Annotated in this window: 22 protein-coding genes, 1 tRNA gene and 1 pseudogene; 13 read left to right on the top strand and 11 right to left on the bottom strand. The window is 62.8% G+C overall.

The genetic code is table 11. The features are described from left to right. Positions 1-8: 8 nt before the first annotated feature. The 3 genes from DCO49_RS00175 to DCO49_RS00165 all read left to right on the top strand — a co-directional run bounded on the left by DCO49_RS00175 (position 9) and on the right by DCO49_RS00165 (position 3429). Positions 9-1142, top strand: a complete 1134-nt coding sequence (locus DCO49_RS00175; protein ID WP_116862243.1) for a hypothetical protein — start codon at positions 9-11, stop codon at positions 1140-1142. A 444-nt stretch (positions 1143-1586) separates the two neighbouring features. Next, positions 1587-2933 carry a ThiF family adenylyltransferase gene (locus DCO49_RS00170; RefSeq protein ID WP_165835647.1) on the top strand — a complete coding sequence of 449 codons (1347 nt, stop codon included), beginning with the start codon at positions 1587-1589 and terminating at the stop codon, positions 2931-2933. Then, a complete protein-coding gene (locus DCO49_RS00165) occupies positions 2905-3429 on the top strand; it encodes a Mov34/MPN/PAD-1 family protein (RefSeq protein ID WP_165835646.1) in 525 nt (174 codons plus the stop codon). Before DCO49_RS00170 ends, DCO49_RS00165 begins: the two co-directional genes overlap by 29 nt. A 253-nt stretch (positions 3430-3682) precedes the next feature. On the opposite strand, the pseudogene DCO49_RS20405 reads toward DCO49_RS00165, so the two are convergent. The 3 genes and pseudogenes from DCO49_RS20405 to DCO49_RS00150 all read right to left on the bottom strand — a co-directional run. Next, a pseudogene (locus tag DCO49_RS20405) lies at positions 3683-3784 on the bottom strand (transposase); the annotation flags it as partial. A gap of 150 nt (positions 3785-3934) precedes the next feature. After that, complete coding sequence (locus DCO49_RS00155) at positions 3935-4657, bottom strand: DUF4136 domain-containing protein (protein WP_116862239.1); 723 nt, start codon at positions 4655-4657, stop codon at positions 3935-3937. Between the two features lie 73 nt (positions 4658-4730). Beyond that, a complete protein-coding gene (locus DCO49_RS00150) occupies positions 4731-5036 on the bottom strand; it encodes a hypothetical protein (RefSeq protein ID WP_116862238.1) in 306 nt (101 codons plus the stop codon). Positions 5037-5505: 469 nt separating this feature from the next. Here DCO49_RS00150 and DCO49_RS00145 point away from each other — a divergent pair, with 469 nt between their 5' ends. The 3 genes from DCO49_RS00145 (at position 5506) to DCO49_RS00135 (ending at position 7770) form a co-directional block, all read left to right on the top strand. Then, complete coding sequence (locus DCO49_RS00145; protein ID WP_116862237.1) at positions 5506-5934, top strand: hypothetical protein; 429 nt, start codon at positions 5506-5508, stop codon at positions 5932-5934. Between the two features lie 1089 nt (positions 5935-7023). Then, entirely contained in the window at positions 7024-7575 is a 552-nt protein-coding gene (locus tag DCO49_RS00140) for a 3'-5' exoribonuclease (RefSeq protein WP_064539810.1), read from the top strand. 92 nt (positions 7576-7667) lie between these two features. Continuing rightward, positions 7668-7770 (top strand) — tRNA-Ile (locus tag DCO49_RS00135). Between the two features lie 3 nt (positions 7771-7773). On the opposite strand, the gene DCO49_RS00130 is transcribed toward DCO49_RS00135, so the two are convergent. Then, positions 7774-8400 (bottom strand): SEC-C domain-containing protein, encoded by a 627-nt coding sequence (locus DCO49_RS00130; protein ID WP_081275030.1) that lies wholly within the window; start codon positions 8398-8400, stop codon positions 7774-7776. Positions 8401-8442: 42 nt separating this feature from the next. Next, the gene (locus DCO49_RS00125) at positions 8443-9495 is read right to left on the bottom strand and encodes a DNA-binding protein (protein ID WP_064539822.1); all 1053 of its coding nucleotides are present in this window, start codon (positions 9493-9495) and stop codon (positions 8443-8445) included. Between the two features lie 276 nt (positions 9496-9771). Between DCO49_RS00125 and DCO49_RS00120 the strand changes: the two genes are divergently transcribed. The 7 genes from DCO49_RS00120 (at position 9772) to DCO49_RS00090 (ending at position 15882) form a co-directional block, all read left to right on the top strand. After that, entirely contained in the window at positions 9772-11352 is a 1581-nt protein-coding gene (locus tag DCO49_RS00120) for an AAA family ATPase (protein WP_074058986.1), read from the top strand. After that, positions 11330-12424, top strand: a complete 1095-nt coding sequence (locus tag DCO49_RS00115) for a UvrD-helicase domain-containing protein (protein WP_074052279.1) — start codon at positions 11330-11332, stop codon at positions 12422-12424. The genes DCO49_RS00120 and DCO49_RS00115 overlap by 23 nt, the downstream gene beginning before the upstream one ends. 115 nt (positions 12425-12539) lie before the next feature. Beyond that, positions 12540-12887, top strand: a complete 348-nt coding sequence (locus DCO49_RS00110) for a metalloregulator ArsR/SmtB family transcription factor (protein WP_074058985.1) — start codon at positions 12540-12542, stop codon at positions 12885-12887. Next, positions 12884-13414 carry an arsenate reductase ArsC gene (locus DCO49_RS00105; protein ID WP_074058984.1) on the top strand — a complete coding sequence of 177 codons (531 nt, stop codon included), beginning with the start codon at positions 12884-12886 and terminating at the stop codon, positions 13412-13414. The genes DCO49_RS00110 and DCO49_RS00105 overlap by 4 nt, the downstream gene beginning before the upstream one ends. Before the next feature lie 7 nt (positions 13415-13421). Further along, positions 13422-13838, top strand: coding sequence for an arsenate reductase (glutaredoxin) (gene arsC / locus DCO49_RS00100; protein ID WP_202975289.1), 417 nt, complete (start codon positions 13422-13424; stop codon positions 13836-13838). Continuing rightward, complete coding sequence (arsH, locus tag DCO49_RS00095) at positions 13835-14560, top strand: arsenical resistance protein ArsH (RefSeq protein ID WP_074058983.1); 726 nt, start codon at positions 13835-13837, stop codon at positions 14558-14560. The genes arsC and arsH overlap by 4 nt, the downstream gene beginning before the upstream one ends. Before the next feature lie 17 nt (positions 14561-14577). Continuing rightward, positions 14578-15882, top strand: coding sequence for an arsenic transporter (locus DCO49_RS00090; RefSeq protein ID WP_074058982.1), 1305 nt, complete (start codon positions 14578-14580; stop codon positions 15880-15882). A gap of 31 nt (positions 15883-15913) precedes the next feature. Here the strand turns inward: DCO49_RS00090 and DCO49_RS00085 are convergent, their stop codons facing one another. From DCO49_RS00085 to DCO49_RS00060, 6 genes are read right to left on the bottom strand one after another with little or no spacing between them, the layout of a single operon-like run. After that, on the bottom strand, positions 15914-16192 hold the full coding sequence (locus DCO49_RS00085) for a hypothetical protein (protein WP_074058981.1): 279 nt from the start codon (positions 16190-16192) through the stop codon (positions 15914-15916). Then, positions 16189-19386 (bottom strand): CusA/CzcA family heavy metal efflux RND transporter, encoded by a 3198-nt coding sequence (locus DCO49_RS00080; RefSeq protein ID WP_074058980.1) that lies wholly within the window; start codon positions 19384-19386, stop codon positions 16189-16191. Before DCO49_RS00080 ends, DCO49_RS00085 begins: the two co-directional genes overlap by 4 nt. Positions 19387-19394: 8 nt before the next feature. Next, positions 19395-20342, bottom strand: coding sequence for an efflux RND transporter periplasmic adaptor subunit (locus DCO49_RS00075; protein WP_074058979.1), 948 nt, complete (start codon positions 20340-20342; stop codon positions 19395-19397). Then, entirely contained in the window at positions 20339-21616 is a 1278-nt protein-coding gene (locus tag DCO49_RS00070; protein ID WP_116862236.1) for a TolC family protein, read from the bottom strand. The genes DCO49_RS00075 and DCO49_RS00070 overlap by 4 nt, the downstream gene beginning before the upstream one ends. A 55-nt stretch (positions 21617-21671) precedes the next feature. Beyond that, a complete protein-coding gene (locus tag DCO49_RS00065; protein WP_012480228.1) occupies positions 21672-22028 on the bottom strand; it encodes a hypothetical protein in 357 nt (118 codons plus the stop codon). Continuing rightward, a complete protein-coding gene (locus tag DCO49_RS00060; protein WP_005413376.1) occupies positions 22025-22642 on the bottom strand; it encodes a cation transporter in 618 nt (205 codons plus the stop codon). Before DCO49_RS00060 ends, DCO49_RS00065 begins: the two co-directional genes overlap by 4 nt. Positions 22643-22646 lie beyond the last annotated feature (4 nt).

Genomic DNA, 22646 nt, shown 5'->3' with positions numbered 1-22646 from the left:
ATATCGGCATGGAACTTCGTCCCCAGTTTTATGAATTTTTGCAGGACATCCGCCCCAGCGAGAGAAATCGCGAGGAATGGAAGCGTGGCTCGAACACGCTGCGCACCCGCCTGATGGCTGACGCGGAATTGTCGCCGATCATTACGGCTACCTTCCTGCAGGGTAGCGTGCGCCGGTCCACGGCCGTACGCCCGACCGGTGGCAAACGCTCGGATGTGGATGTGGTCATTGTTACGACCATTGACTACAGCCGGGAAACGCCCTTGGTGGCGATGAAGCGATTTGAACCCTTCTTGGAGCGACACTATCACGGGAAGTGGGCGCAGCAGGATCGTTCGTTCGGTATCGAAATGTCCTACGTCGACCTGGACCTGGTAGTGACTGCGCTGCCCGTAGAGAATACCGCTCGCGCCGCATTGGAGTCGTTGTATCGAAGCCAGGCAGTGCAGCTGGATGAGTCCTTGGAAGAGCGCAGCGACTGGGTGCTCAACAAGGGGTGGGACCCTCAGCGTGCCAACGGCGGGTTGATGAATCTTGCTGAAGAAGCCTCTACCTGGCGCGATGAACCTCTGATGCTGCCTGACCGTCCTGTGCAGAAGTGGGGCCCCACCCATCCGCTGGCGCAAATCCAGTGGGCGGCAGTTAAGAACCGCAACTGCAATGGTCATTTCATCAACGTGGTGCGGTCCATCAAGTGGTGGCGGCACGAGCATGCCGACACGCTACCCAAGTATCCGAAGGGCTACCCGCTCGAGCACATGATCGGCGCGGTCTTGCCCGATCGCATCCAGAGTGTTGCGGAAGGCGTCACCTTGGCGCTTGAAGGGATTCGTGACACCTGGGCCGGCCATGCTGAAGCGGGCGTCGTTCCGTTCCTCGCTGACCACGGTGTGCCTACCCATAACGTCTTGCAGCGCCTGGGAAGGGCGGATTTCCTCGCCTTTATGGTCAAGGTAGGTGAGGCGGCCGAGCTTGCCCGACGTGCATTTAACGAAACCGACAAGGATGCAAGCGGGGCACTGTGGCGAGAGCTGCTGGGCAATAGCTTTCCCCTTCCTGGCTCCGGTGGCGGTGATCGTGGACGCGGATTCGCCGCCCCGGCCGCCCCTGCCGTGCCTCGGCAGTCTGGGCGGTTTGCCTGACCCATGCTCACCCGCTTCGAACTGGATACAGCTGTTGCCGGCTTTCCCTACGATGCCCGCCTTCAAGTACTAGGACCATGGCAACAATGGTCTGAGGATGAGTGGTCACTTCCCCTGGAGGCGCAGCTTTGCTGCGCTCCAACCCAAAATCTACCGGAGTGGACCCGATGGCACTTGGTGGTGTCTGGATCGGCGATTGATCCAGCCATTGGAATTTTTCCCGACGTTAACGGCGGCATTCGGGTTACTTTTCCTCACCAGGACCTCAACGTAAAGCTAGCCGAAGGCCGGCCTTGGCGGCTGGGTAAGCCATGTCTGGTTAGGCCCGCCTCCGTGTTTCAGCGAGCTGGATGGGCAGGGGAGCCTGAAGAGCTGCCGCAGCGGCTGAGTTGGCATGTCGGTCGGTTGTTGGAGTGGATCCAAGCGGCCGGGCAGGACACCTTGATGATCAAAGGGGATGCGCTGGAGCTGCCCACGCAGTTCGTCACGCCGCCGAGAACGATGCTGGGGTTTTCTGAGTCCGTCCACGAAATGGGGTGGATTGATGGCCTTTCGCACCCTTGGGGCTTTGCCACGGTCACGCCGGTCCAGGGGGCGTTCGATACCGCCGTTGTCAGCCGCTTCATGGACAAGCGCCTGCGCTCACTGCGGGACATCTGTTGGTCCGAGGCGATTCCCCGTCGCGATCTGGTGCCGGACGCGGTCTGGATCGCATTGCCGTCCCTGATCGTGGTAAAGCCCTGGCAAGCTCCCACAACGTGGGATCAGCTCACCGAGCTGTGCGCGCACGCCGGGCTTGATCTTCCTTCCATTCTTGCCGAGGCCGGCGGGGTGCTTCGGCGTACGCAACGCCCCAATCGCCCCTTGCCGGTCACTCTACTACTCGGTTTTCCGTTAGCCGAACTCGTAGGTGGGCCGCTGCAGCGTCTACACTGGTTGGCAGTGCGAAACATGCAGTTGTGCGGCAGGAACGAGGTCCGAAATGGTTTCCGAGCGACCTTGTCTACCCGAGGAAAATGGGATCGAGAAGCGGCGGGCGCAGATCGGCCGCTGAATTGGCGACGCACCGCAAACTGGGCGCCGGACCAGCTACGCAAGCGTGGCCAGGCCGAGCAGGAAGTTCGCGAAAAATCTATCCTCATTCTGGGGGTGGGAACCCTTGGTGCGGCAGTTGCCGAAAATTTGCTCCGAATGGGGATGAGTCGGATGGCGCTGCTGGATGAGGATACCTTGACGGTCGGCAACCTCAGCCGCCACCTGCTGACACTCTCCGATGTAGGGCAGTCCAAAGCCGAGCGCATGGCAAAGCGCCTCAATGCAGCCATGCCGGATGCGCGCGTGAAGGCGATGAACTTTTCGTTTCCACCGCTCAACGCTGCAGACGCCAGAGAACTGTCCAGCTGGGACGTCGTCGTGGATTGCACCGCATCCGATGCCGTACTTAAGGCGATGGAGGCTTTTGACTGGGGCATGGGCCGGACCTTTGTAAGTCTGGCAATGACCTGGCAGGCACAAGGGCTCTTTGCCTACGCCGCTACTGGCACCAGGTTCCCGGCGGCTGAGGCACTAGCGAAATTTTTGGCGGTAGCGCCCCCTGGAGACTTGGAGGGCTCTGGCGAAATGGAGGGCATTGGGTGCTGGCATCCGGTCTTCCCCGCCACTGCAGGCGATGTCAACCTGTGGGCGGCAGTCGGCACCAATTTCGTAAGGCGTTCCATCGTGGATCGACAAACGGTGGCGGCGCTGTACAAACAGCATGAGGATGGAAGCGTTGAACGTACCGACGCTTGAGCCGCAGGAATTCATCGCTACCGGAGACGAGGGTGCCTCGGTATGGCTAGGGCCTGCGGCCCTTCAGGGCATGATTGCGGCAGCCTCAGCGGCCGGCAAGAAGGAAACCGGTGGCATCCTCATTGGCCGCTATGGACCCATCGGATGGGTCGCTGATGTTCTGGAGGCCACGCCCCAGCCGGAGGGGTCGCTGGCAGGATGGGCATGGTTTCAACGTTCCGGCCAAGGACTGGCCGAGCTCTTGCGCCAGCGGTGGGAGGCTGGCCTGCATTACCTGGGAGAATGGCACTACCACCCTGATGCATCGCCTTCGCCAAGCCATTCGGACCTGCGCGCCATGCAGGCAATCGCAAGAGATAGATCCTATCTCTGTCCTTCGCCACTGCTGGTGATCATCGGCGGATCGCGCGCAGGCTGGCAGATTTCGGTTACTTTGTTCCGAAACGGCGCCACCACGGCATTGGTCAATTCAGGAGGCGCATTGCCTGCGGGTTGAAGCAAACGGGCAGCTTTGCACTTGTTCAAAAAAGCGACGCAAGCTTGGTCGTCCATGAATGCGAACCTCGCCCTCACCCTTCGAAAAGTAAGTAGCCGCTTTCTTTGGAAAGTCGTGTTACGCGGCCACGCGCTCTAGCTCGGCCTTCAGACCCCGGACATCAACTGATGTCGCGATTGCGTGCGTCTGCACTGGAAGATGGAGCGTCGACATTGGCCCTCACGTCTACACCCAGCTGTACATCGTGTTTCGGGATGCCAATGCGCCCCGCCCAACCCACCACCGTGAAGCCGCGCTTGATCACCTGCTTGATTGCCTCGGCCTTGAACTCAGCCGTGTATTGCTTGCTCGCCATAGACACCTCTCTCGTTACCATTGATTATGGCTCTGAGTTGTCTACGAAATCTTGGCAGATCCATCCTGCGGCCAGAAGCGGAGGTTCAACGCCTGAATTAAGCCGAGCCGCGAAGCGGATGCGCCTTGAATGAGTTGTTAGGCGCGTGTCTCATGTGATGGCCCTCAGCGCTGCAATCAGTTCTGGACCAACATCTTGCACAAACGCAATTTGAGCCGAGGTCACTTCTTCGCCGTGGATCGCGGGCGTGCAGACGGAATAGACCTCTCGAATAGCGCTTGCCATCGGAGACTCTAGCAGCTCGGCCTGGATGAGTGCACGAATGAGATGATGCAACGGCATCGGACGACGCGCCTCCGCCGTGAGTTGTCGTGCCTCACTGATACGGCGAAGCTCCTTTTCTAGGTTGTAGCGAGTGGCGAACAAGAGCGCCACATCGTTAGATACAGAAATTTGAGCTGGCGGGGGCGGCTGCCGAATCCCGTGCTCTGCCAACGCATCCGAGACTGCCGACTTGATGCGTCGCTCTATTTCGGGAAGCTGTGCGTCAGCTGCGGGCGCAGGGATGTTGAAGTGTGGACTGAACGTGGCACGGACATCGACTGCGTTCCTAACCTCGCTCTTTACTTCCGTGATCTGGTTTGCGACGTGTTCTTTAAGTTCGTCAATCTGCTGCTTGAGGGTGACCCCGAGTAGCGACACCTCGTTGAACAGCGGAGCTAGCAAAAGCGCGACCCAGATGACAAATACCACGATGTCTGCTGGAACCGCACGACCGAGCGCTAGCTCTGGGTAGCGATGCAACAAGAACGCCGATAGTAGGCCGACTAGCAGCAGCCACCAGGCGATCTTGAACCAATTTGGTAGCTTCAAAGCCTATTCCCCGTTGAGCGCCTAAAACCTGAGTTAAGCCGCGCCGCGAAGCGGGCTCGGCTTGAATGCACTGTCAGCCGCGGCCGCCAATAACTGAAGCATTTGGATTGACCTCGGTGTTCCCGCTGGGCGAGCGCAACGATCCCACGATTGTCCCCAGTACCTGAAGGTATCCTCCGTCATTGACGACATGGCCACTGACCATGCCGTAGATAATGGCCTTCCCGCCTTCTTGCACGGTGAGGTTGCGACCGCAAACGCCGTAAAGGTGCAGCTCGCCACCGTTAGTTACGACAATATTCCCCGACGCCTGTCCGTAGAGAGCGAGACCGTCCGTAAGAGTTAGATCACCCTCGATTTTCTTCTTCTCGGCACGCATATGGTCTCCTTTAGCGACAAACTATTGATTAGATGGTGATCGGACGGATCCGCAGATCCGACTATTCGCCTTACCCACAGACCATAAGATGATGTCGCGTACTGTTGACGCGGCTCGATTTTAGGGTGAGCGGCTCTGGCTAACAAGCTGACGCGTAAACGGACCGAGTGGTGGGCTCGGAGGCCGATCCAGCCATCAGCCAACAGGCGTGCAAATGTCTGCTTTTGGCCGGGAGCGGACATCACCACTGCGTAGTCGTTAGTCCGGTGCTATTCTCTGCTTTCGACCCGAAGCGGTCAGTGGTGCGGCCGCCGAGCCTGGCGCTGGGTCCGGTTATACGCCGGCTTATCAGCCGGACCCAGCGGGCCTAGGATCGAGCTGTATCAAGGACAAAGCCCCACCATAGAGTGCTTTGTGGATAAGTCGTATAACCGGACCCACGGGTCCGTCCATTAGGTAGTTGGACCGCATGACGGATCTCTCCGGCTTCAAGTACATCTGGGATGGGACTGATCCGGGCTGGGTCGTCCATCGCCGCACAGAGGATCGCGAGCACCTTTCGATAGTGTTTCCTGACGGAGCTGATCTCCTGGACCTGAAGGCCATGAGGGCCGTACTGCCGGAGCTGGCTGCTGCTTCCGCAGTCAATGTAATGGCACTGAAGGGGGCGTTGAGTTTTGACCTTGGAGAGCACGAGTCTTCCATTGCACGCCGCCTCAAGGAAATGTGCGCCTCTCGGCAGCTTACGATTCGTTCGGAGGCCCAACGATTCGTCCGTTACGGAGTTCTCAATGAACTGCGGCGGGTCTACTGCCTTATCGAAGACGATGAACTGAACCGAGCAGTGGCTGAGCATGCAATCCACCAAGGAGTGCCGGTTCGCGAGTCAACCGTGTAGGCTGCGTCCTAACAATTCATTCAAGCCGACCTCACTGCGCGAATCGGCATGATTCCGCATGCGCGACCGTCCGCTCCTGGCCGACTGCGGACGTTGATTGCGGGTGGCGCATTATGTCTGGAGGCGAATCATCTTGATCCGGACCTGTAGAGATTGCTTAGAGCCCCTCAATGGCGATCGTTGGCTATTGCAGTAGCATCAGGCGAGCTCTTAATGCGTTCGTGAGGGGGAGGGCTGTAACAGATAGATTTGACCGTAACCGGCACGTGTTACGGTTAAAAATCGATGTTACGGTCGCTTGTATGGACGACTTCCTCGCTACAAGACCATTCCGTCGCTTGACGAACGAGGCCACAGATCCCGGGAACAGGGTAGGGCAGACCCGCTCTCTCCAGACGGGCCGTAGCATTGCCCCCCCCCGCTGATTTTTGTGGCCCGCCTCAGGATAGGCTTACGCGGCGTCGAATCCTCCGTTACATCCGCCCGCTGGGTCTTGGAGCATTCCAAGCAAAGATGCAGCCGTGATCGCCGGCCTTGCGCAGGTCGCACACATCCGCAACCTCGATTTGCCTGCACCGGCGCCTGCAACTGGCAAAGCGAAGGCAGAGGAGGGCACGGTCACGCAAGCCCTCCAGACTTTCATCGCCGGTCCAAAGCATGGTCTCAAGCTTGGCCCGAGTGGTCGCGGACTTCGTGGTTGGTCACTCACCAAGCTTGACCGCCGCAGTCGGAGTCCGGCTGAGCAGGCTACGTACGCTGGGCAGTTCGCACGGGTTGGCCAAGCGCTTGAGCTTTCGAGTGTGGTGTTCCTCGAGGCCCACAGGACTCAGTCTTCACGGGGATGTCCTGAACGTCACGAAGTGGTTTTGCCGTTTGCTGGCTCTCTAGAACCAGGGGCGCCTAGAGCTTCTCTACAAGCTTCTTCATGTAGCTATCGGTAGCTCCAAGACATACCCAGACTGAGGGTTGGCAGGGAATCGTTACGAACACGGCCAGATCTTCGCTAACCGATTGATGGATCGGTGAATTCTACCCTCGGCCGCCCTTGCAGGGTCGGACCTCCCCAAGGAGCTGTGGCACCATTCAATCATGGCCACCACGTACTACTTCTTGGACACCGAATGGGCCGATGTAACGGGCAGTGAGCTAGTGAGTCTGGCGCTGGTGAACGAAGGTGGAGACCGCCTTTTCTATGCTGAGCGAGCCAGCCTGCCCGAGGCTCCCACCGACTTCGTTCGTCAAAGCGTCTACCCGCTGCTAAACCGCGGCGACGCAGCCCTGCCTGATGCCGCCCTGACTACCGAGCTGCGCGCCTTCCTCAGCGAGGTCGACGCGCCGGCAGTGATCGCGGATTTCCCGAACGATCTTCAGCTGCTGCGGTATGCCCTGGATGGGTTTGAGTTACCCGATGACCAGGTTGCCGCGTGCGGGCCCCGGCCGGCCCCGGTCATGACACGCATGTCGAAGGAAGGCCTTCCGGGATTACTGGTGGAAGATTGGTTCGCGGCCCATCCGGAACATAGGGCCAGGCGCCACCATGCCTTGGTGGACGCGCAGGCCTTGCGGATGGCTTGGCTGGTGGCGACCGACCGCATCCCTGCTCCGGCGTGGGCCCACTCCTACCGCCGCGCCCGGGGATAGCGGCATGGCGTCCATCCCCGGTATGCTTGCCCCATGAACCGCCTGAGCCAGCTCGACCCTCGAATACCGGCGTGATCGCATCGATCGATCACGCCCCTGTTGCTCATGTTGGTCAGAGCGCCGGCCTTATACCCCGGTGAGAGCACGCGCCAGATAAGCGCGTACACGTCGGTTCGATTCCGACCAGGGGCACCACCGTCAACGACGGAAGAATGCCTCTACTTGCGCGCCATGACAGCGCTTGTACTTGCTGCCGCTGCCGCACAGGCACGGCGTATGCTCGCGCAGTCCCGCACCGAGTGACTGGCCCAAAAAGTCCCTGGCTTGCAGAAGAGGCTGGATTTCATTGGCCGGCACGCTGACCTCGCCATACTGGGACGCTCGCTCGCCGCGGTTCATCACCTGGACAATCGCTTCGGACATCTGGATGAAGTGCTTGATCAGCAGGTCATCGCGTAATGGCATGCGGACGTTGTCGATGGCCAGGCCCTCGTAGCGTCTTCGTGGATCCGGCAGAAAGAGAATGCGCTTCTCGCCTTCAGGCTTTGGCGTGATGTCGATCATTTCTCCTTCGGGGCTGATCCACACCGCGTGGAATTCCGCTTCCACCAGCACGTGCGGCCATTCCCACAGCTGCCACCCGCATAGCATCTGACCACCGTCGCGCGCGACCTTGGCCTGCACGTTGGGAAAGCATTCGTGCACGATCGCATCGGCTTCCGGCTGCACATCGAGGTACACCGGTTCTGCACCGCGCACGACCGAATCGGTCAAGCGCCGCACCGCACGGCTGATTTCCGGGGGTGTGGTGGTGACTACGCTCATGACAAAGCTCCTTGCGATCGTGGCGGATGTTCCGTTTCTAGGCTATGACCCCGGCGTCTCTTCCGATGAGATCCGCTTGGTGCCTTTGCCGCCGGCACTGGCTGGCTGCAGCTGGGCCAGCAGCGGCTCCAAGGTGCTCAGGCGGACGGTGGCGCGCAGGGTCTCCGCCTCGGCGTGCTCGCGTCGTTCGCGCTCCTGGACCAGCTCGGCCCGGGCTTTCGCGAGCTCTTGTCGAGCATCTTCCAAGGACTGAGTGTCTTGGCCCCAGCGCACCTGCAGCGCCTGGTATTCGGCCGCCGTCAGGCGCAGCGCATCGAGCTCGCCCTGTTGCGTCTGGATGGTTTGGCGCAGCTGCGCCACCTCCCTTTCCAGCCGGGTGTGGCGTTCCAGCCACTGGCCGTTCTCCCGGTTGAGCTGCACCAGGTCGTGGTTCTTGGCGTTCAATACTTCGTTGGCCTGGCGCAGAGCGACCTGCAGTTCCTGCACTTGGTGCTCGTGCCGGCGTTGCTCCTGCTCACGCTGGTCTTTGACCGAGGTGCGGTAGTGCTCAAGTGCTTCCCTGGCATGCTCGTGCTTCTGCTCCAGGGAGCGTGCGTGGCTTTCGTGCTCTGCCAGCCGCGCCGTGAGGCCTACAATGCGCTCCTCCAGCTGAGCCTGTTCGGTGGTGCGGCTGGCCAATTTGCCCCTGGCGGCTTCGCCGGCCTTGCGTTCTGTCTGTAGCAGCGTTTCGGTGTGCTGAAGCTGCACACTGAGGTTGCCGGCCTCTTGCCGGGCCTGTTCCAGGGCTTGGGTGCGCTCGTGCAATTCGACCTGGAAGCGCTCTTGCGCTTGGGCGACCACGGTTTCGGCCTCGGCATGCAGCCGCTCGGCCAGACGAGCCACCAGGTCCTGCAGGGCGTCGCTGACCGCGATCTTCGCGCCCACGCCTTGCCCTTCCTCCTCTTCCAGCTCCTTCAGGTAGCGGTGGATGGTGGTTTTGGACCCGGTATTGCCCAGTGCCACGCGTACCGCGTCAACCGAGGGGTTCTTGCCTTCGGCCCGGAGACTGTCCCGGGCCCGTTGCACATCGCTTTTGTACAAGCCAGAACGCGCCATCTGCCCTCTCCCGTGTACTTCGTAATGTATTACATAACATGTAATTACGTACTACTCAACGGCCGGACAGGCCCGGCCAGGGACACCAGTATCAGGCGGGATAATATTGAATTATCCCGCGTGATCGGCGTTTCGGCCATTTCCAGCCGCCAAAACAGTACGAAACCGCCCAGGGCGGCGATCGCTGGGTAGTATGGCCCAGCGCGGAACGGAGACCTGCCAGTTGGTGCCGGCAGGCCCCCGCCACCGAACTCGTTGGCCATCAAAGGACTGTGCATGCCGATCGAACGTATCGTCATCGACAACTTCAAGTCGTTTCGCCATCTGGACCTGCCCCTCAACGCGCACATGAACCTGGTGGTGGGCGACAACGAGGTCGGCAAGTCCACCCTGCTGGAGGCCATCCACGCGGTGGTCACCGGGCAACTGCATGGGCGCAATCTTGCCTACGAGCTCACGCCCTACCTGTTCCACCAGCCCACGGTGCAGGAATATTTGGCGACCCTTGCTGCAGGCACGCCGGCTTCGCCGCCACGGATCTCCATCGAAGCCTACTTGGGCGCAGACGCCGCGCTGGCGTCGTTGCGTGGCACCAACAACTCCCTGCGCCTGGATACCGCCGGCATCCGTCTGCTGGTCGAGCTCAACGACGACTACCGCGAGGAGTTTAACGCCTACCTGCAGCAGCACCAGGGCGCGGTCAGCCTGCCGGTGGAGTACTACACGGTGCGCTGGTATTCCTTCGCCAACAATGGCGTCACCGCTCGCAGCATTCCGTTCGACTCGACCATCATCGACACGCACGGAATCAAGACCTTGTCCGGTGCTGATCGCTATATCGCCGGCATCATCGAGCAGGCATTGACGCCTGCGCAACGTGTCTCGCTGTCGCTGAGCTTCCGCCGCATGCGGCAGAGTTTTTCCGAAGAAGCGGACGTGGCGGCAATCAATGCGTACCTCACCGAGCACACCGGGGACATCAGCCACCGGGCGCTGACGGTGGGTGTGGACACATCGCCGCGCTCAACGTGGGAAACCAGCTTGTCACCTTACCTGGATGAGCTCCCGTTCACCCAGGCCGGCAAGGGCGAGCAAAGCGCGGTGAAGATGAAGCTGGCGATGCACGCGGCCGGAGCGGCCCACGTGCTTCTGATCGAGGAGCCGGAGAACCATCTGTCCTATTCCAGCATGACCCAGCTGATCGACAAGATTGCGGCCCTCTCCACCGCCCAGCAGGTGATTATCGCCACCCACAGCAGCTTTGTGTTGAACAAGCTGGGCGTGGACAACGTGATCCTGTTCAGTGCGCAGGGCCAGATGAAGCTGGACCAGCTGCCGAGCGACACGCACGACTATTTCATGAAGCTGCCTGGTCACGACACGCTGCGGCTGATCCTAGCCAAACAGGCGATCCTTGTTGAAGGGCCATCTGATGAGCTGATCGTGCAGCGTGCTTACAGCGACCACCACGGCGTGGCACCGATGGCCCATGGCGTGGACATCATCTCGGTCAAATCGCTGGCATTCAAACGCTTCTTGCAGATTGCGGATCGGCTGAAAATTCAGGCCAAGGTGATCACCGACAACGATGGCGACATCGCGGTTGTGCAGGAACGCTATGCCGAGCACCTCACCGCGATCTACTACGATTCCGACGAAAGCGCCCCATCGCTGGAAGAGCAGCTGATCAAAGCCAATTCGCTGGCTGAGCTCAACACCGTGCTCGGCAAGACGTTTGCCGATGAGGTGGCGCTGCTCAAGTACATGAAAGGCCATAAGACCGATACGGCCCTGGCGATCTTCAACAGTCCTCACTCGATCAGGTTCCCGGACTATGTCCAGCGTGCCATCGCCTAACCGGGTACTGCTCTCAGCGGCAGGCTCGGGCAAGACCACGCTGCTGGTCCGGCAGGCCTTGGAGCGACATGGTCGCCGCATCGCGATTGTCACCTACACGCTGGAAAACCTTGAAGAGATCCGGCGCTCGTTTGAGGTCCACGCCGGCGCGGTGCCCGCGCATGTCACCTTGCACAGCTGGTATGGCTTTCTGCTGCGCCAGTGCATCCGCCCGTACCAAGCTGCGCTGTGCCCTGAGCCTCGCATCGAGACCATCCTGTTCGTGGAAGGTGTTACCAACAACCGCGCCCCACGCACCCAGGTAGCGCGCCACTACCTGGCAGGCAACCGGATGTATTCGGACCGGGCGGCCGACTTTGCTGTGCGCTGCGATGAGCTGACCCAAGGTCAGGTCGTGGCACGCTTGGCGGCCATGTACGACGAGCTCTACATCGACGAGGTCCAGGACCTGGCCGGCTACGATCTGGATCTTGTCGAGCGGCTGCTGAAGAGTGATATCGCCATTACGTTGGTAGGTGATACGCGCCAAGCGACGTATGCCACCAACTATGCGCAAAGGCACAGCCAGTATCGTGGCCCCAATCTGGCAGCGCTGTTTCAGATCTGGGAGTCGGATGGCTTATGCCAGCTGGATCACCGCCTCATCAGCCTGCGCTGCATCCAGGCCCTGTGCGATATGGCTGACACGCTCTATCCGCAGATGCCCCGGACTCAATCAGGCAATGGCGAGGTCACCGGGCACGATGGCATCTACCTCGTCGCTCCAGGGGATGTTGCGGCGTACATGCAGGAGTTTGCCCCCACCGTGCTTCGGCATGACCGGCGGCAAGCCTGCGACGGACGGCCTGCGGTGAACTTCGGGCAGTGCAAGGGCCGCACCTATTCCCGGGTCCTAATCTTCCCCAACGGGCCGTTGACGCAGTACCTGCGCACGGCAGATGCGGCGCGTATCACTGCGCCACCGAAATACTACGTGGCCTTTACCCGGGCGCGGCAAAGCGTGGCATTTGTGTACGCCGGCGTGTGTACGCTGCCGGGGCATCAGCTCTATGTCCCCAGCGCAAGCACATAGAGAAGCGTTGGATCTTGTGGCATTCGGGGTTACCGGAGCCTAAGCAATACGTGGCTTGATAGGTGCCGCCACCCGCCATGATTGCATCCTACAAGGATCGTTGTAGAATCGGCGAATGAACGATGACTCTGCCGTCTCAGCGCTGTCTGCGCTTGCCCACTCCGACCGCCTGGCCGCATTCAGGATGCTGGTCCGAGCAGGTCCCAACGGCATGCCGTCGGGTGAAATCGCCGAAGCCCTCGCGATTCCGCCACCGCGCATGAGCTTTCATCTTGCGACCTTGGAGCGGGCGAGCCTATTGCGCTCTTGGCGCGACGGGCGGCGTGTCCTATACGCCGCAAGCTACGAGGACATGCGCCAGCTTCTTGAATTCCTCACCGAGGACTGCTGTTCCGGAAATCCGGACATCTGCGGCGCCCTCAATAACCTCGTCACTCCTTGTACCGCGGAGACCTGCGCATGAGCTTTCCTCAGCCGTTTAACGTCCTATTCCTATGCACCGGCAATTCAGCGCGCTCGATCCTGGCCGAGAGCGTCCTTCGCAAGATCGGCGATGGCCGTTTCAATGCGTTTTCCGCCGGCAGCCATCCAAAGGGTGAGGTCCACCCGCTGGCAATCGAAACGCTGCGTCAGGCCGACTACCCAGTCGAGGGGCTGCGCTCCAAGGCGTGGGACGAGTTCGCAGTGCCAGACGCTCCAGCGATGGATTTCGTTTTTACCGTCTGCGATCAGGCTGCCGGCGAGGCCTGCCCATTGTGGCCAGGACAACCGATTACCGCGCATTGGGGTATCCAAGACCCGAGCCGTGAAGCACGCGGGGACATGTGGCAGCGCGCCGCCTTTCGGCAGGCGCTGGTGTACATGGAAAACCGTATCAAGGCGTTCGTCGCACTTCCGATCCCCACGCTGACCCGGACGAGCTTGGCCGCCCAGGTAGGCGAAATCGGGCAGCTCGACGGCACCTCATCGTCGCGACCCGACGTGGCGTAAGGGGATCATGATGACACTGACGATCTACCATAACCCTGCCTGCGGCACGTCCCGGAATACCTTGGAAATGATGCGCCAGTCCGGTGAACACCCGGTGGTCATCGAATACCTGCAGACGCCCCCAACGCGCGAGAAGCTGGTCGAGCTGATCGTCGCGATGGGCATGGCGCCGCGTGAACTCCTGCGCGAGAAGGGAACGCCGTACGCGGAGCTGGGCTTGGATAATCCCGCGCTCACCAACGAACAACTGGTAGACGCGATGATGGCGCACCCGATTCTTATCAACCGTCCCATCGTTGTTTCCAACCGGGGCGTGGCCCTATGCCGACCGTCCGAGAAGGTGCTCGCGCTGCTGGACAACCCGGTGTCCTCGTTCACCAAGGAAGACGGCGAAACCGTGACGGTAGCCGGAGCGTCGACGTGATCGATCGCATTGCCGCAGATCTGCCGAGCATCGACGCAACGCAACTTGCACCGATCGACGTTGACGCACTAGCTGGGCCCGGCGACCCCAGGCACCCGCCCCGGATCCTCATCCTCTATGGCTCGCTGCGGGAACGCTCTTATTCCCGGCTGCTGGCAGAGGAAGCCGGCCGACTCTTGCGCTGGTACGGCTGCGACGTACGAATCTTCGATCCGCATGACTTGCCACTGCCTGACGGAGCCACCCCGGATCATCCGAAGGTCAGCGAGCTGCGCGAGCTGGCGTACTGGTCGGAAGGCATGGTCTGGGTCAGCCCGGAGCGCCATGGCGCCATGACCGGAATCATGAAGGCACAGATCGACTGGATACCTCTGGCCGACGGTGCCAAGCGCCCGACACAAGGCAAGACCCTGGCCGTCATGCAGGTTTCTGGCGGCTCGCAGAGCTTCAACGCGGTGAACCAGCTGCGCGTACTCGGCCGGTGGATGCGCATGGTCACGATCCCGAACCAATCGTCCGTGGCCAAGGCGTTCCAGGAATTTGATGAGGCGGGGCGCATGAAGCCGTCGGCCTACTATCAGCGGGTCGCTGACGTATGCGAGGAGCTAGTGAAGTTCACCTGGCTGGTGCGTGGCCGCTCAGCCTACCTGACCGATCGCTATTCCGAGCGCGTTGAGAACGCCGAGGAACTGTCTAAGCGCGTGAATCAGCGCTCCATCTAACCCTGTCGGAGCGCTGCATGCTTGCCCTCGCGATCTTTATCGTCACCCTTGTATTCGTCATCTGGCAGCCGCGCGGATTCGGCATCGGTTGGTCGGCACTCGCCGGCGCCGCAGTAGCGTTGCTCACCGGCGTCGTCGGGTGGGGTGACGTCGCCACGGTGTGGGGGATTGTCTGGGATGCGACGTTCACTTTCGTCGCACTCATCATCATCTCGCTCATCCTAGACGCGGCCGGCTTCTTCGAATGGGCTGCCCTGCATGTGGCCCGCTGGGGCGGCGGCAATGGTCGGAAGCTCTTTCCGCTGATCGTCTTGCTTGGCGCTGCGATCGCGGCAGTGTTCGCCAACGATGGCGCGGCTCTCCTGCTGACGCCGATTGTTCTTGCCATTCTGTTGCGCTTGAACTTCCCGCCCGCGAGTGCGCTCGCGTTTACTGTGGCCTGCGGTTTCATCGCTGATACGGCCAGCCTGCCGCTGGTTGTCTCGAACTTGGTCAACATCGTCACCGCGAACTTTTTTGACGTCTCGTTCGGGCGCTACGCAGGGGTCATGGTGCCGGTGAATATGGTGTCGGTCGGCGCCACGCTGATCGTCCTGTGGCTCTGGTTCCGCCGCGACATTCCCCGCAACTACCCGGTCCACGATCTTGAAGCGCCGCATGAGGCGATCCGCGACAAGGCGGTCTTCCGCGCCGCCTTGCCCCTGCTCGCATCACTGCTCCTTGCCTACTTCGTGACCGGGCCTTTGGGCGTCCCGATCGCCTTGGTGACGGGTGTGGCTGCGCTGGTGCTGATGGCAATTGCGGGTCGCTGGGCGACAGGCGGCCGAGGCGCCACCATGGCCGTGACCAAGATTCTGCGTGGTGCGCCCTGGCAGATCGTGCTGTTCTCGGTTGGCATGTATCTGGTGGTTTATGGGCTTGGCAACGCCTGGCTGACAAAGGGTGCAAGTGCGGTGCTTGAGTGGCTGGCGGCGCAGGGAACCTTTGTGGCCACGATCGGCACCGGCTTCGCAGTGGCGGGCCTCGCTTCGATCATGAACAACATGCCGGCGACGCTGGTGGGCGCACTGGCCATCGACGGGGCCAATCTTCCGGCCGCCACCCGCGAATTGATGATCTATGCCAACGTCGTGGGCAATGACCTTGGCCCCAAGCTCACTCCGATTGGGTCGCTCGCGACCCTGCTGTGGCTGCACGTCCTTGCCGGCAAGGGCCAACGGATAACGTGGGGGCAGTACATGAAGGTGGGGCTGATCCTCACGCCCCCCGTTCTGTTGGCCACGCTCGTCGCCCTCTGGATCTGGCTGCCGCTCGCTCAATGACGCTGTCGGCGCACATGGTCGCCGGCAGCGATCACATCTTTTTCAAGGGTGCCGCAGTGGGTGGCGGCGACACCGGTCCTGGGTCGTTGAAGCACAGCATGACTTGATCGATGCCGAATTGGTCGGCCAGCACGCGGGCGGTCACCGCATGCACCAGGTCCAGGTCGACCGAGGGCGCAGCGACGGTGATGGTGGCCGCGATCGCACGGCCATGTTCTTTGCCGGGGACCAGGCGTAGATCGTCTACCGCCTTCACGCCCGGGTCGGTAAACATCGCCGCGCGGACCTGTTCCATGTTGATCTCGTTCATGATGTCGAGGACTCCAAGGCAGTGCGACCGGCACGGGGAGCTCGCTCGCGATGCAGCCAACGATAGAGCACCGGCAGCACCAACAAGGTCAATGCGGTGGATGAGACGATGCCGCCGATGACGACGGTGGCCAGCGGCCGCTGCACCTCCGAGCCAGCACCGACATTCAAGGCCATGGGCAGGAAGCCCAGCGAGGCTACCAGAGCGGTCATCAGCACCGGTCGCAGGCGGCCAAGGGCGCCGTCGCGCACAGCGTCGTCCAGCGGATCGCCTTGCTCACGCAGGCGGCGGATGAAGGCGATCATGACCAGCCCGTTGAGCACGGCCACGCCCGAGAGCGCGATGAAGCCCACGCCGGCAGAGATCGACAGCGGAATCCCGCGCAGGGCCAGTGCCAGCACACCGCCGGTCAGCGCCAGTGGCACGCCACTGAACACGATGGTCGCATCCTTGGCCGACCCGAAGGCCATGAACAGCAGAGCGAAGATCAACGCCAGTGTCACCGGAACGACCACGCCGAGGCGTTGAGTGGCCGAGATCAGCTGCTCGAAGGTACCGCCGTAATCGATCCAGTAACCCTCTGGAAGCGTGACATCCTGGCCGATGCGCGTGCGCAGCTCGCCGACAAACCCACCTAGATCGCGTTCGCGCACGTTGGCTGTGATCACCACGCGCCGCTTGCCGTTCTCGCGATTGATCTGATTGGGCCCGCGCTCCACCTGGATCTTCGCCACTTCCCGCAGTGGCACCGTACGCGGCCCGCCATTGGCGCCGGCGGCCAGACGGCTGGACTCATCGACACTGGTGCTTGCCGGCAGCGGAATGGGCAGATCTGCCAGCACGGCGGGGTCTTGGCGCTGCGATTCCGGCAGGCGCACCACCAGGTCGAAGCGTCGGTCGCCCTCGATCAACTGGCCGGCGACACTGCCGCCAATGGCGGTGGCCACCGTTTCCTGCACATCGCCCGGGTTCAGGCCATACCGTGCCAATGCCGCCGGATCTGGCGTGATGGTCAACAGCGGCAGTCCGGAGACCTGCTCGGCCTTGACGTCTTCGGCGCCGGGGACGCTACGCATGACCCGCTCAACCCTACTGGCAAGGCGCGTCAGCTGGTCCAGGTTGTCGCCGTAGACCTTGACCGCCACGTCCGAACGGACGCCGGAGATCAACTCGTTGGTGCGCATCTGGATGGGCTGGGTGAACTCGTAGTTGCTGCCCGGAATTTCCTTGGCCGCCGCCTCCAGCTCTTCCACCAGCTCGGCCTTGGGCTTGCGCGGATCGGGCCACTGGTCGCGGGGCTTGAGCATGAGGAAGGTGTCGGCCATCGACGGCGACATCGGGTCGGTGGCCACCTCGGCGGTGCCGATCTTGGAGAAGATGTTGGCCACCTCCGGGAACTGGGCCAGGCGCTTCTCCAGCGTTTCCTGCATGGCCACCGACTGCTCCAGGCTGGTGCCGGGGATACGCATGGGCTGCAAGGTGATGTCGCCCTCATCCAGGCTCGGCACGAACTCCGAGCCCAATCGGGTGGCCGCCACGCCACAGCCCACCACCAGCACGGCCGCGCCTGCCAGCACCACGACCCGGCGCCGCAGCGCCCAATCCAGCAGTGGCGTGTATCGGGCGCGCGACCAGCGCATCAGGCGGTTGTCGTGCTCCGCCACGCGGCCGCGCAGGAAGGTGGCAATCGCCGCCGGCACGAAGGTCAGCGACAACACCATGGCACCGGTCAGAGCCAGAACCACCGTGATCGCCATCGGGTGGAACATTTTCCCTTCCACCCCGGACAGGGCGAAGATCGGCAGGTAGACCGCCGCGATGATGCCCAGGCCAAACAGGCTGGGACGGATCACCTCAGCCGTGGCCGAGGCGGTCAGGTCATAGCGCTCTTCATCGTTGAGCTGGCGGCCCAGCGCGTGCTGCGCCTCCCCGAATCGGCGCAGACAGTTCTCGATGATGATCACCGCCCCATCCACGATCAGGCCGAAGTCCAGCGCGCCAAGGCTCATCAGGTTGCCGGACACGCCACCACGCACCATGCCGATGATGGTGAACAGCATCGCCAACGGAATCACCGCCGCAGTGATCAACGAGGCGCGCACATTGCCTAGCAGCAGGAACAGCACCACCACCACCAGCAGCGCGCCCTCGATCAGGTTCTTGGACACCGTGCCGATGGTGCGGTCCACCAGCGCGGTGCGGTCATAGACGGCCTTGGCATGTACACCGGCAGGCAAACTGGCGTTGGCAGCGTCCAGCTTGGCCGCGGCCGCCTGGGAGACTTCCCGGCTGTTGGCGCCAAACAGCATGAAGGCGGTACCCACCACGACCTCATGGCCATTCTGGGTGGCCGCGCCCGTGCGCAACTCCTTGCCTTCGCCCACGCTGGCGACATCGCGCACCCGGATGGGCACGCCGTCGCGGCGGTCCAGCACGATGTTGCCGATCGCCTCCAGATTGGCTAGCTGGCCCGGCACGCGCACCAGGAACTGCTGTCCGTTGCGCTCGATGTAGCCGGCACCAATGTTCTGGTTGTTGCGCATGACCGCCGCGACCACGTCGTTCAACGTGAAGCCCAGCGCCACCAACTGGGCCGGATCGGGAGTGATGTGGATCTGCCGCTCGAAGCCGCCGATGGTGTTGACCTCGGTGACGCCGGGCGTGGTGCGCAGCTGCGGCCGGATCACCCAGTCCTGCAGGGTGCGCAGGTCCGTGGCCGTGTACGGGGTGCCGTCGGGCTTGCGAGCGTTGGGCTCGGCCTCCACGGTGTACATGAAGATCTCGCCCAGCCCGGTGGAGATTGGCCCCATTTCCGGGTCCAACCCTTCGGGCAGCTGGGAGGCGATCTGCTGCAGGCGCTCGGCGACTTGCTGGCGGGCAAAGTACAAGTCGGTGCCGTCCTTGAACACCACGGTGACCTGCGAAAGACCGTAGCGCGACAGCGAGCGGCTGTAGTCCAGCTTGGGTAGGCCGGCCATGGCCGTTTCGATGGCGAAGGTGACCCGTTGCTCGGCCTCCAGCGGCGAGTAACCCGGGGCCTGGGTGTTGATCTGGACCTGGACGTTGGTGATGTCCGGTGTGGCGTCGATGGAAAGGTGACGGTAGCTCCACACGCCCAGCGCAACCAGCGCAGCGGTGAGCACCAGGGTCAGCCAGCGATGGCGAATGGACAGCCCAATGAGGCGTTCGAGCATGGCGGGCCTCATTCCTCTTCCACGGTGGACTTTTCGATGTCGGCCTTGATCAGGAAGCTCTGGGCCACCACCACCTGTTCACCGGCCTTGAGGCCTTCCAGCACTTCGGCGCGTTCGGCGTCGCGGCGCCCCAGCTTGACCGGCCGGGTATGGTAGGTCTCGCCCTGCTGCACGTAGACCACGTCCTGGTCTTCTGCGGTTTGCAGCGCGGTGATCGGCACTACCAGCGCCGCCGATTGGCGATCCACGGTGACCCGCGCTTTGACCGCCGAACCCGGCCGCCACAGGCCATCGGTGTTGGCCACCGTGGCGCGCGCAATGGTGCTTTGGCTGGCGGTGGCAGTGCCGGGCAGGACGCGCTCCAAGGTGGTTTGCGCCGTGACGCCATCGCTCAAGCGGGTGACCGTCACCGGTACGCCGGCACCGATGTGCTGGACGTCGGCGCCGAAGATGTGCAGGTCCACCCACAGCGTGGAAAGATCGGCGACCTCGAACAGCGGTGCGCCCTCAGCGGCCGCCATGCCCACAGCGGCCGTACGCGCCATGACCACGCCATTGATCGGCGCGGTGACGGTGTAGGTGGTCAGACTCAGGTTGCTCTCCACGGTTGCCAGTGCCTGGCCGGCACGCACCTGATCACCCACGCCCGCTCGCACAGAACGGACCGGTCCGGGGAAGCGTGCAGTGACCTGCGCGATGCGCCCATCGATCGGGGTCAGCAGCCCTTGCACCTCATGCTCGTCAGCAATCTCACCTGGACCCGCCGGCGCGACCTGGATACCCGCCGCCTGCGCAGCTTTGGCGGCGATCTTGGTTTCCAGCGGCGCTTCCTCGTGCTCGCCGTGCTCTTCGCCCTCAGCGGCGGCGGCGCCCTCAGAGGCTTCGTTGGGGGCCGACGCGTTGCAGGCGGCCAGCATCAGGGCCATGCCCAGTGCGGTCCAGGAAAAGCGATTCATGGGGTCTCTCCAATGGAAGTGGCCGCCGGCGGCGTTACAAGCGCCTGGCCGGTCAGTCGTTGAATTTCGATCAGGGCGCGCTGCGCATCGAGCGCCACGTCCAGCTGCTGCTGGGCCATGGCCGTGCGTTCGGATTGCAACTGTGCCCATTCCAGGTAGCTGATCGCGCCGGCGCGATAGGCGCGCTCGGCAGCCTGCTCGGCCCGGGCCAGCTTCGGCAGCACGTCGCCTTGCAGCCGCGCCACCTCGGCCTGCGCCACGGTATAGCGGCCGTGGGCCTCGACCAGCGTGGAGTACAGCGACAGGCCCTTGGCCTCACGCTCGATCGTCAGGACCTCCAGTTCGGCTTCGCCGGCGCGGATCTCCGGCTGTGCGCGGCTGCGGCTGCCCAGCGGCATGGACAGGCTGGCCACCAGCGCGGTGTCGTCGGTCTCCTGCAGGCGGCGCACACCGAGCTGCCAGGACAGGTCCGGCGAGGCCGCCGAACGCGCCAGCTGCAGTCGTGCCTGCGCGATCCGGCGGGCATCGACAAACTGCGCCAACTCGGGAGTGCGCTCCAATTCCTCGGCCAGCGACTGCATGGACGCGATCGCCGGCAGGGCCATGGGATCGGCCGCGGCCACCTCGAAGCTCGGAGCACGTTCGCCCCAGAGGGCAGCAAGGTGCTGTCGGGCGGCAATGCGCTGCTGCTCGGCCCGATCACGGGTCAATTCTGCTCGCGCCAGTGCTGCTTGTGCGGTGAGCACCACCGATTCGGGAGACGCGCCAGCCTGCAGGCGCTGCCGGGCAGCGGCGACGGTCCGCTGGCGCTGGCCGACATCCATGTTCGCCAGGCTACGTTGCCGGTCGGCACCGACAACGGCCAAATAGCGCTGCGCCGTCTCGGCGAGCAGGTCCAGCCGCCCGGTCTCGCGCTGCACGGCCAGTGCATCAATCCGGCTTTGGGCCAAGGTGCGGCGGGCGTCGAGCTTGCCGCCGCGCTCCAGGACCGAGCTCAGGCTCAAGGTCAACTCCGCGCTGTCCAGGCCACGGGCCGCGCCCGTGCCCAGCGCATTTTCAACCTCCGCCCCCAACGTCCACGGTGGCCGCTGCACAGCCTGGTCCCGCTCGGCCGCAAGCACGGTGGCCCGCGCATCGACCAGGCGCAGCTCGGGGTGGGTTTGGGCCACGCGTGCAAACGCGTCGTCCAAGGTCATCAGCTCTTCTGCTGTCGCCGGCGTTGCCGCCGCGCTCAACAGTAGCCACGCGGCCAGGGCCGCCAATCGCACATGCATGAAGTACTCCAGAATTTTCGATAGCCAACAGGGATCCGGCGCACGCCGGCGCGCATCACCCTGCGATCGGCGGCCGGAACGGCGCGAGCAGGTGCTCATGCCGATATCTGTCCGCATGGGCTGTCGCCGACGGCCAATGCCGGCCGATATGAGCAATGGCCAACACTATTTCTGGAGCCGGCGCGGCCTGGCTACAGCACAGCACCAGCTGCTGTAGCCGGTGCAGCGCGGCGTCTACGCCACGCTCGGAAGCTGGTGATGCCACTGCCGGGTCATGGTCGGCCGCGGCCAGATGGGTTTGAGCATGGAGCTCGCCAACCACTGCCAGCACCGGCTGCGTCACAAGGCCCACGGCCAAGTGCGCCAGCAGCAGCCAGCGCAGGCCACAGCTCAGCCGGCCAAGCGCTGTCATGCAGGCGTTTTGCGCGCGTCGGCACGCGCCCGGCGAGCATCACCCAAGATCTCGAAAGCCTCCTTGATCACATACAGGCCGATCAGGGCGCCGATCACGAAATCCGGGTAGGGGCTGGCCAGCCACCACACCAACAGGCCGGCCAGAATCACCCCAACGTTGGCCACCACATCGGCGCGGGTAAACAGCCAGGTCGCTCGCAGATGCACTTCGCCGGACTTCAAGGGGGCGAGCATACGGAGCACCTTCAGGTTCACGGCCAGCGAGACCAGAGCGGTACCGATCATCCAACCGCTGACCGGCTCGGCGCCGTACATCACCCGGCGGCCGACTTCGACCAGCACGCCTACGCCCAGCACCAGCAGCACGCTGCCACTGACCCACGCGGCGTTGGCCTTGAAGCGCGCCGTGCGCCCGATAGCGACCAGGCCAATGGCATAGGCGGTGGCGTCAGACAGCATGTCCAGCGCGTCAGCCAGCAGCCCGGTGGAATGGGCAATCCAGCCGGCAATGCCGCCGATCACGGCCATCGCTGCATTCAGCACCAAGGCGATCCAGAGGATGCGCCGCTCCTCCTTGTTCTTGGCTTCGTGGTGGCACCCGCAATCACTCATGTCC

This window comes from Stenotrophomonas sp. SPM, from assembly GCF_003105135.1.
Classification (GTDB): Bacteria; Pseudomonadota; Gammaproteobacteria; order Xanthomonadales; family Xanthomonadaceae; genus Stenotrophomonas.
The sequence above is the reverse complement of the archived record's forward strand: the minus strand, read 5'-3'. Positions and strand labels throughout refer to the sequence as shown.

Excerpts from the sequence above, each read along its gene's own strand:
- DCO49_RS00175 (WP_116862243.1), top strand. The coding sequence starts at position 9 with ATGGAACTTCGTCCCCAGTTTTATGAATTTTTGCAGGACATCCGCCCC.
- DCO49_RS00170 (WP_165835647.1), top strand. The coding sequence starts at position 1,587 with ATGATCAAAGGGGATGCGCTGGAGCTGCCCACGCAGTTCGTCACGCCG.
- DCO49_RS00165 (WP_165835646.1), top strand. The coding sequence starts at position 2,905 with ATGGAAGCGTTGAACGTACCGACGCTTGAGCCGCAGGAATTCATCGCT.
- DCO49_RS00150 (WP_116862238.1), bottom strand. The coding sequence starts at position 5,036 with ATGCGTGCCGAGAAGAAGAAAATCGAGGGTGATCTAACTCTTACGGAC.
- DCO49_RS00145 (WP_116862237.1), top strand. The coding sequence starts at position 5,506 with ATGACGGATCTCTCCGGCTTCAAGTACATCTGGGATGGGACTGATCCG.
- DCO49_RS00140 (WP_064539810.1), top strand. The coding sequence starts at position 7,024 with ATGGCCACCACGTACTACTTCTTGGACACCGAATGGGCCGATGTAACG.
- DCO49_RS00130 (WP_081275030.1), bottom strand. The coding sequence starts at position 8,400 with ATGAGCGTAGTCACCACCACACCCCCGGAAATCAGCCGTGCGGTGCGG.
- DCO49_RS00125 (WP_064539822.1), bottom strand. The coding sequence starts at position 9,495 with ATGGCGCGTTCTGGCTTGTACAAAAGCGATGTGCAACGGGCCCGGGAC.
- DCO49_RS00120 (WP_074058986.1), top strand. The coding sequence starts at position 9,772 with ATGCCGATCGAACGTATCGTCATCGACAACTTCAAGTCGTTTCGCCAT.
- DCO49_RS00115 (WP_074052279.1), top strand. The coding sequence starts at position 11,330 with ATGTCCAGCGTGCCATCGCCTAACCGGGTACTGCTCTCAGCGGCAGGC.
- DCO49_RS00110 (WP_074058985.1), top strand. The coding sequence starts at position 12,540 with ATGAACGATGACTCTGCCGTCTCAGCGCTGTCTGCGCTTGCCCACTCC.
- DCO49_RS00105 (WP_074058984.1), top strand. The coding sequence starts at position 12,884 with ATGAGCTTTCCTCAGCCGTTTAACGTCCTATTCCTATGCACCGGCAAT.
- arsC (WP_202975289.1), top strand. The coding sequence starts at position 13,422 with ATGATGACACTGACGATCTACCATAACCCTGCCTGCGGCACGTCCCGG.
- DCO49_RS00090 (WP_074058982.1), top strand. The coding sequence starts at position 14,578 with ATGCTTGCCCTCGCGATCTTTATCGTCACCCTTGTATTCGTCATCTGG.
- DCO49_RS00085 (WP_074058981.1), bottom strand. The coding sequence starts at position 16,192 with ATGAACGAGATCAACATGGAACAGGTCCGCGCGGCGATGTTTACCGAC.
- DCO49_RS00080 (WP_074058980.1), bottom strand. The coding sequence starts at position 19,386 with ATGCTCGAACGCCTCATTGGGCTGTCCATTCGCCATCGCTGGCTGACC.
- DCO49_RS00075 (WP_074058979.1), bottom strand. The coding sequence starts at position 20,342 with ATGAATCGCTTTTCCTGGACCGCACTGGGCATGGCCCTGATGCTGGCC.
- DCO49_RS00070 (WP_116862236.1), bottom strand. The coding sequence starts at position 21,616 with ATGCATGTGCGATTGGCGGCCCTGGCCGCGTGGCTACTGTTGAGCGCG.
- DCO49_RS00065 (WP_012480228.1), bottom strand. The coding sequence starts at position 22,028 with ATGACAGCGCTTGGCCGGCTGAGCTGTGGCCTGCGCTGGCTGCTGCTG.
- DCO49_RS00060 (WP_005413376.1), bottom strand. The coding sequence starts at position 22,642 with ATGAGTGATTGCGGGTGCCACCACGAAGCCAAGAACAAGGAGGAGCGG.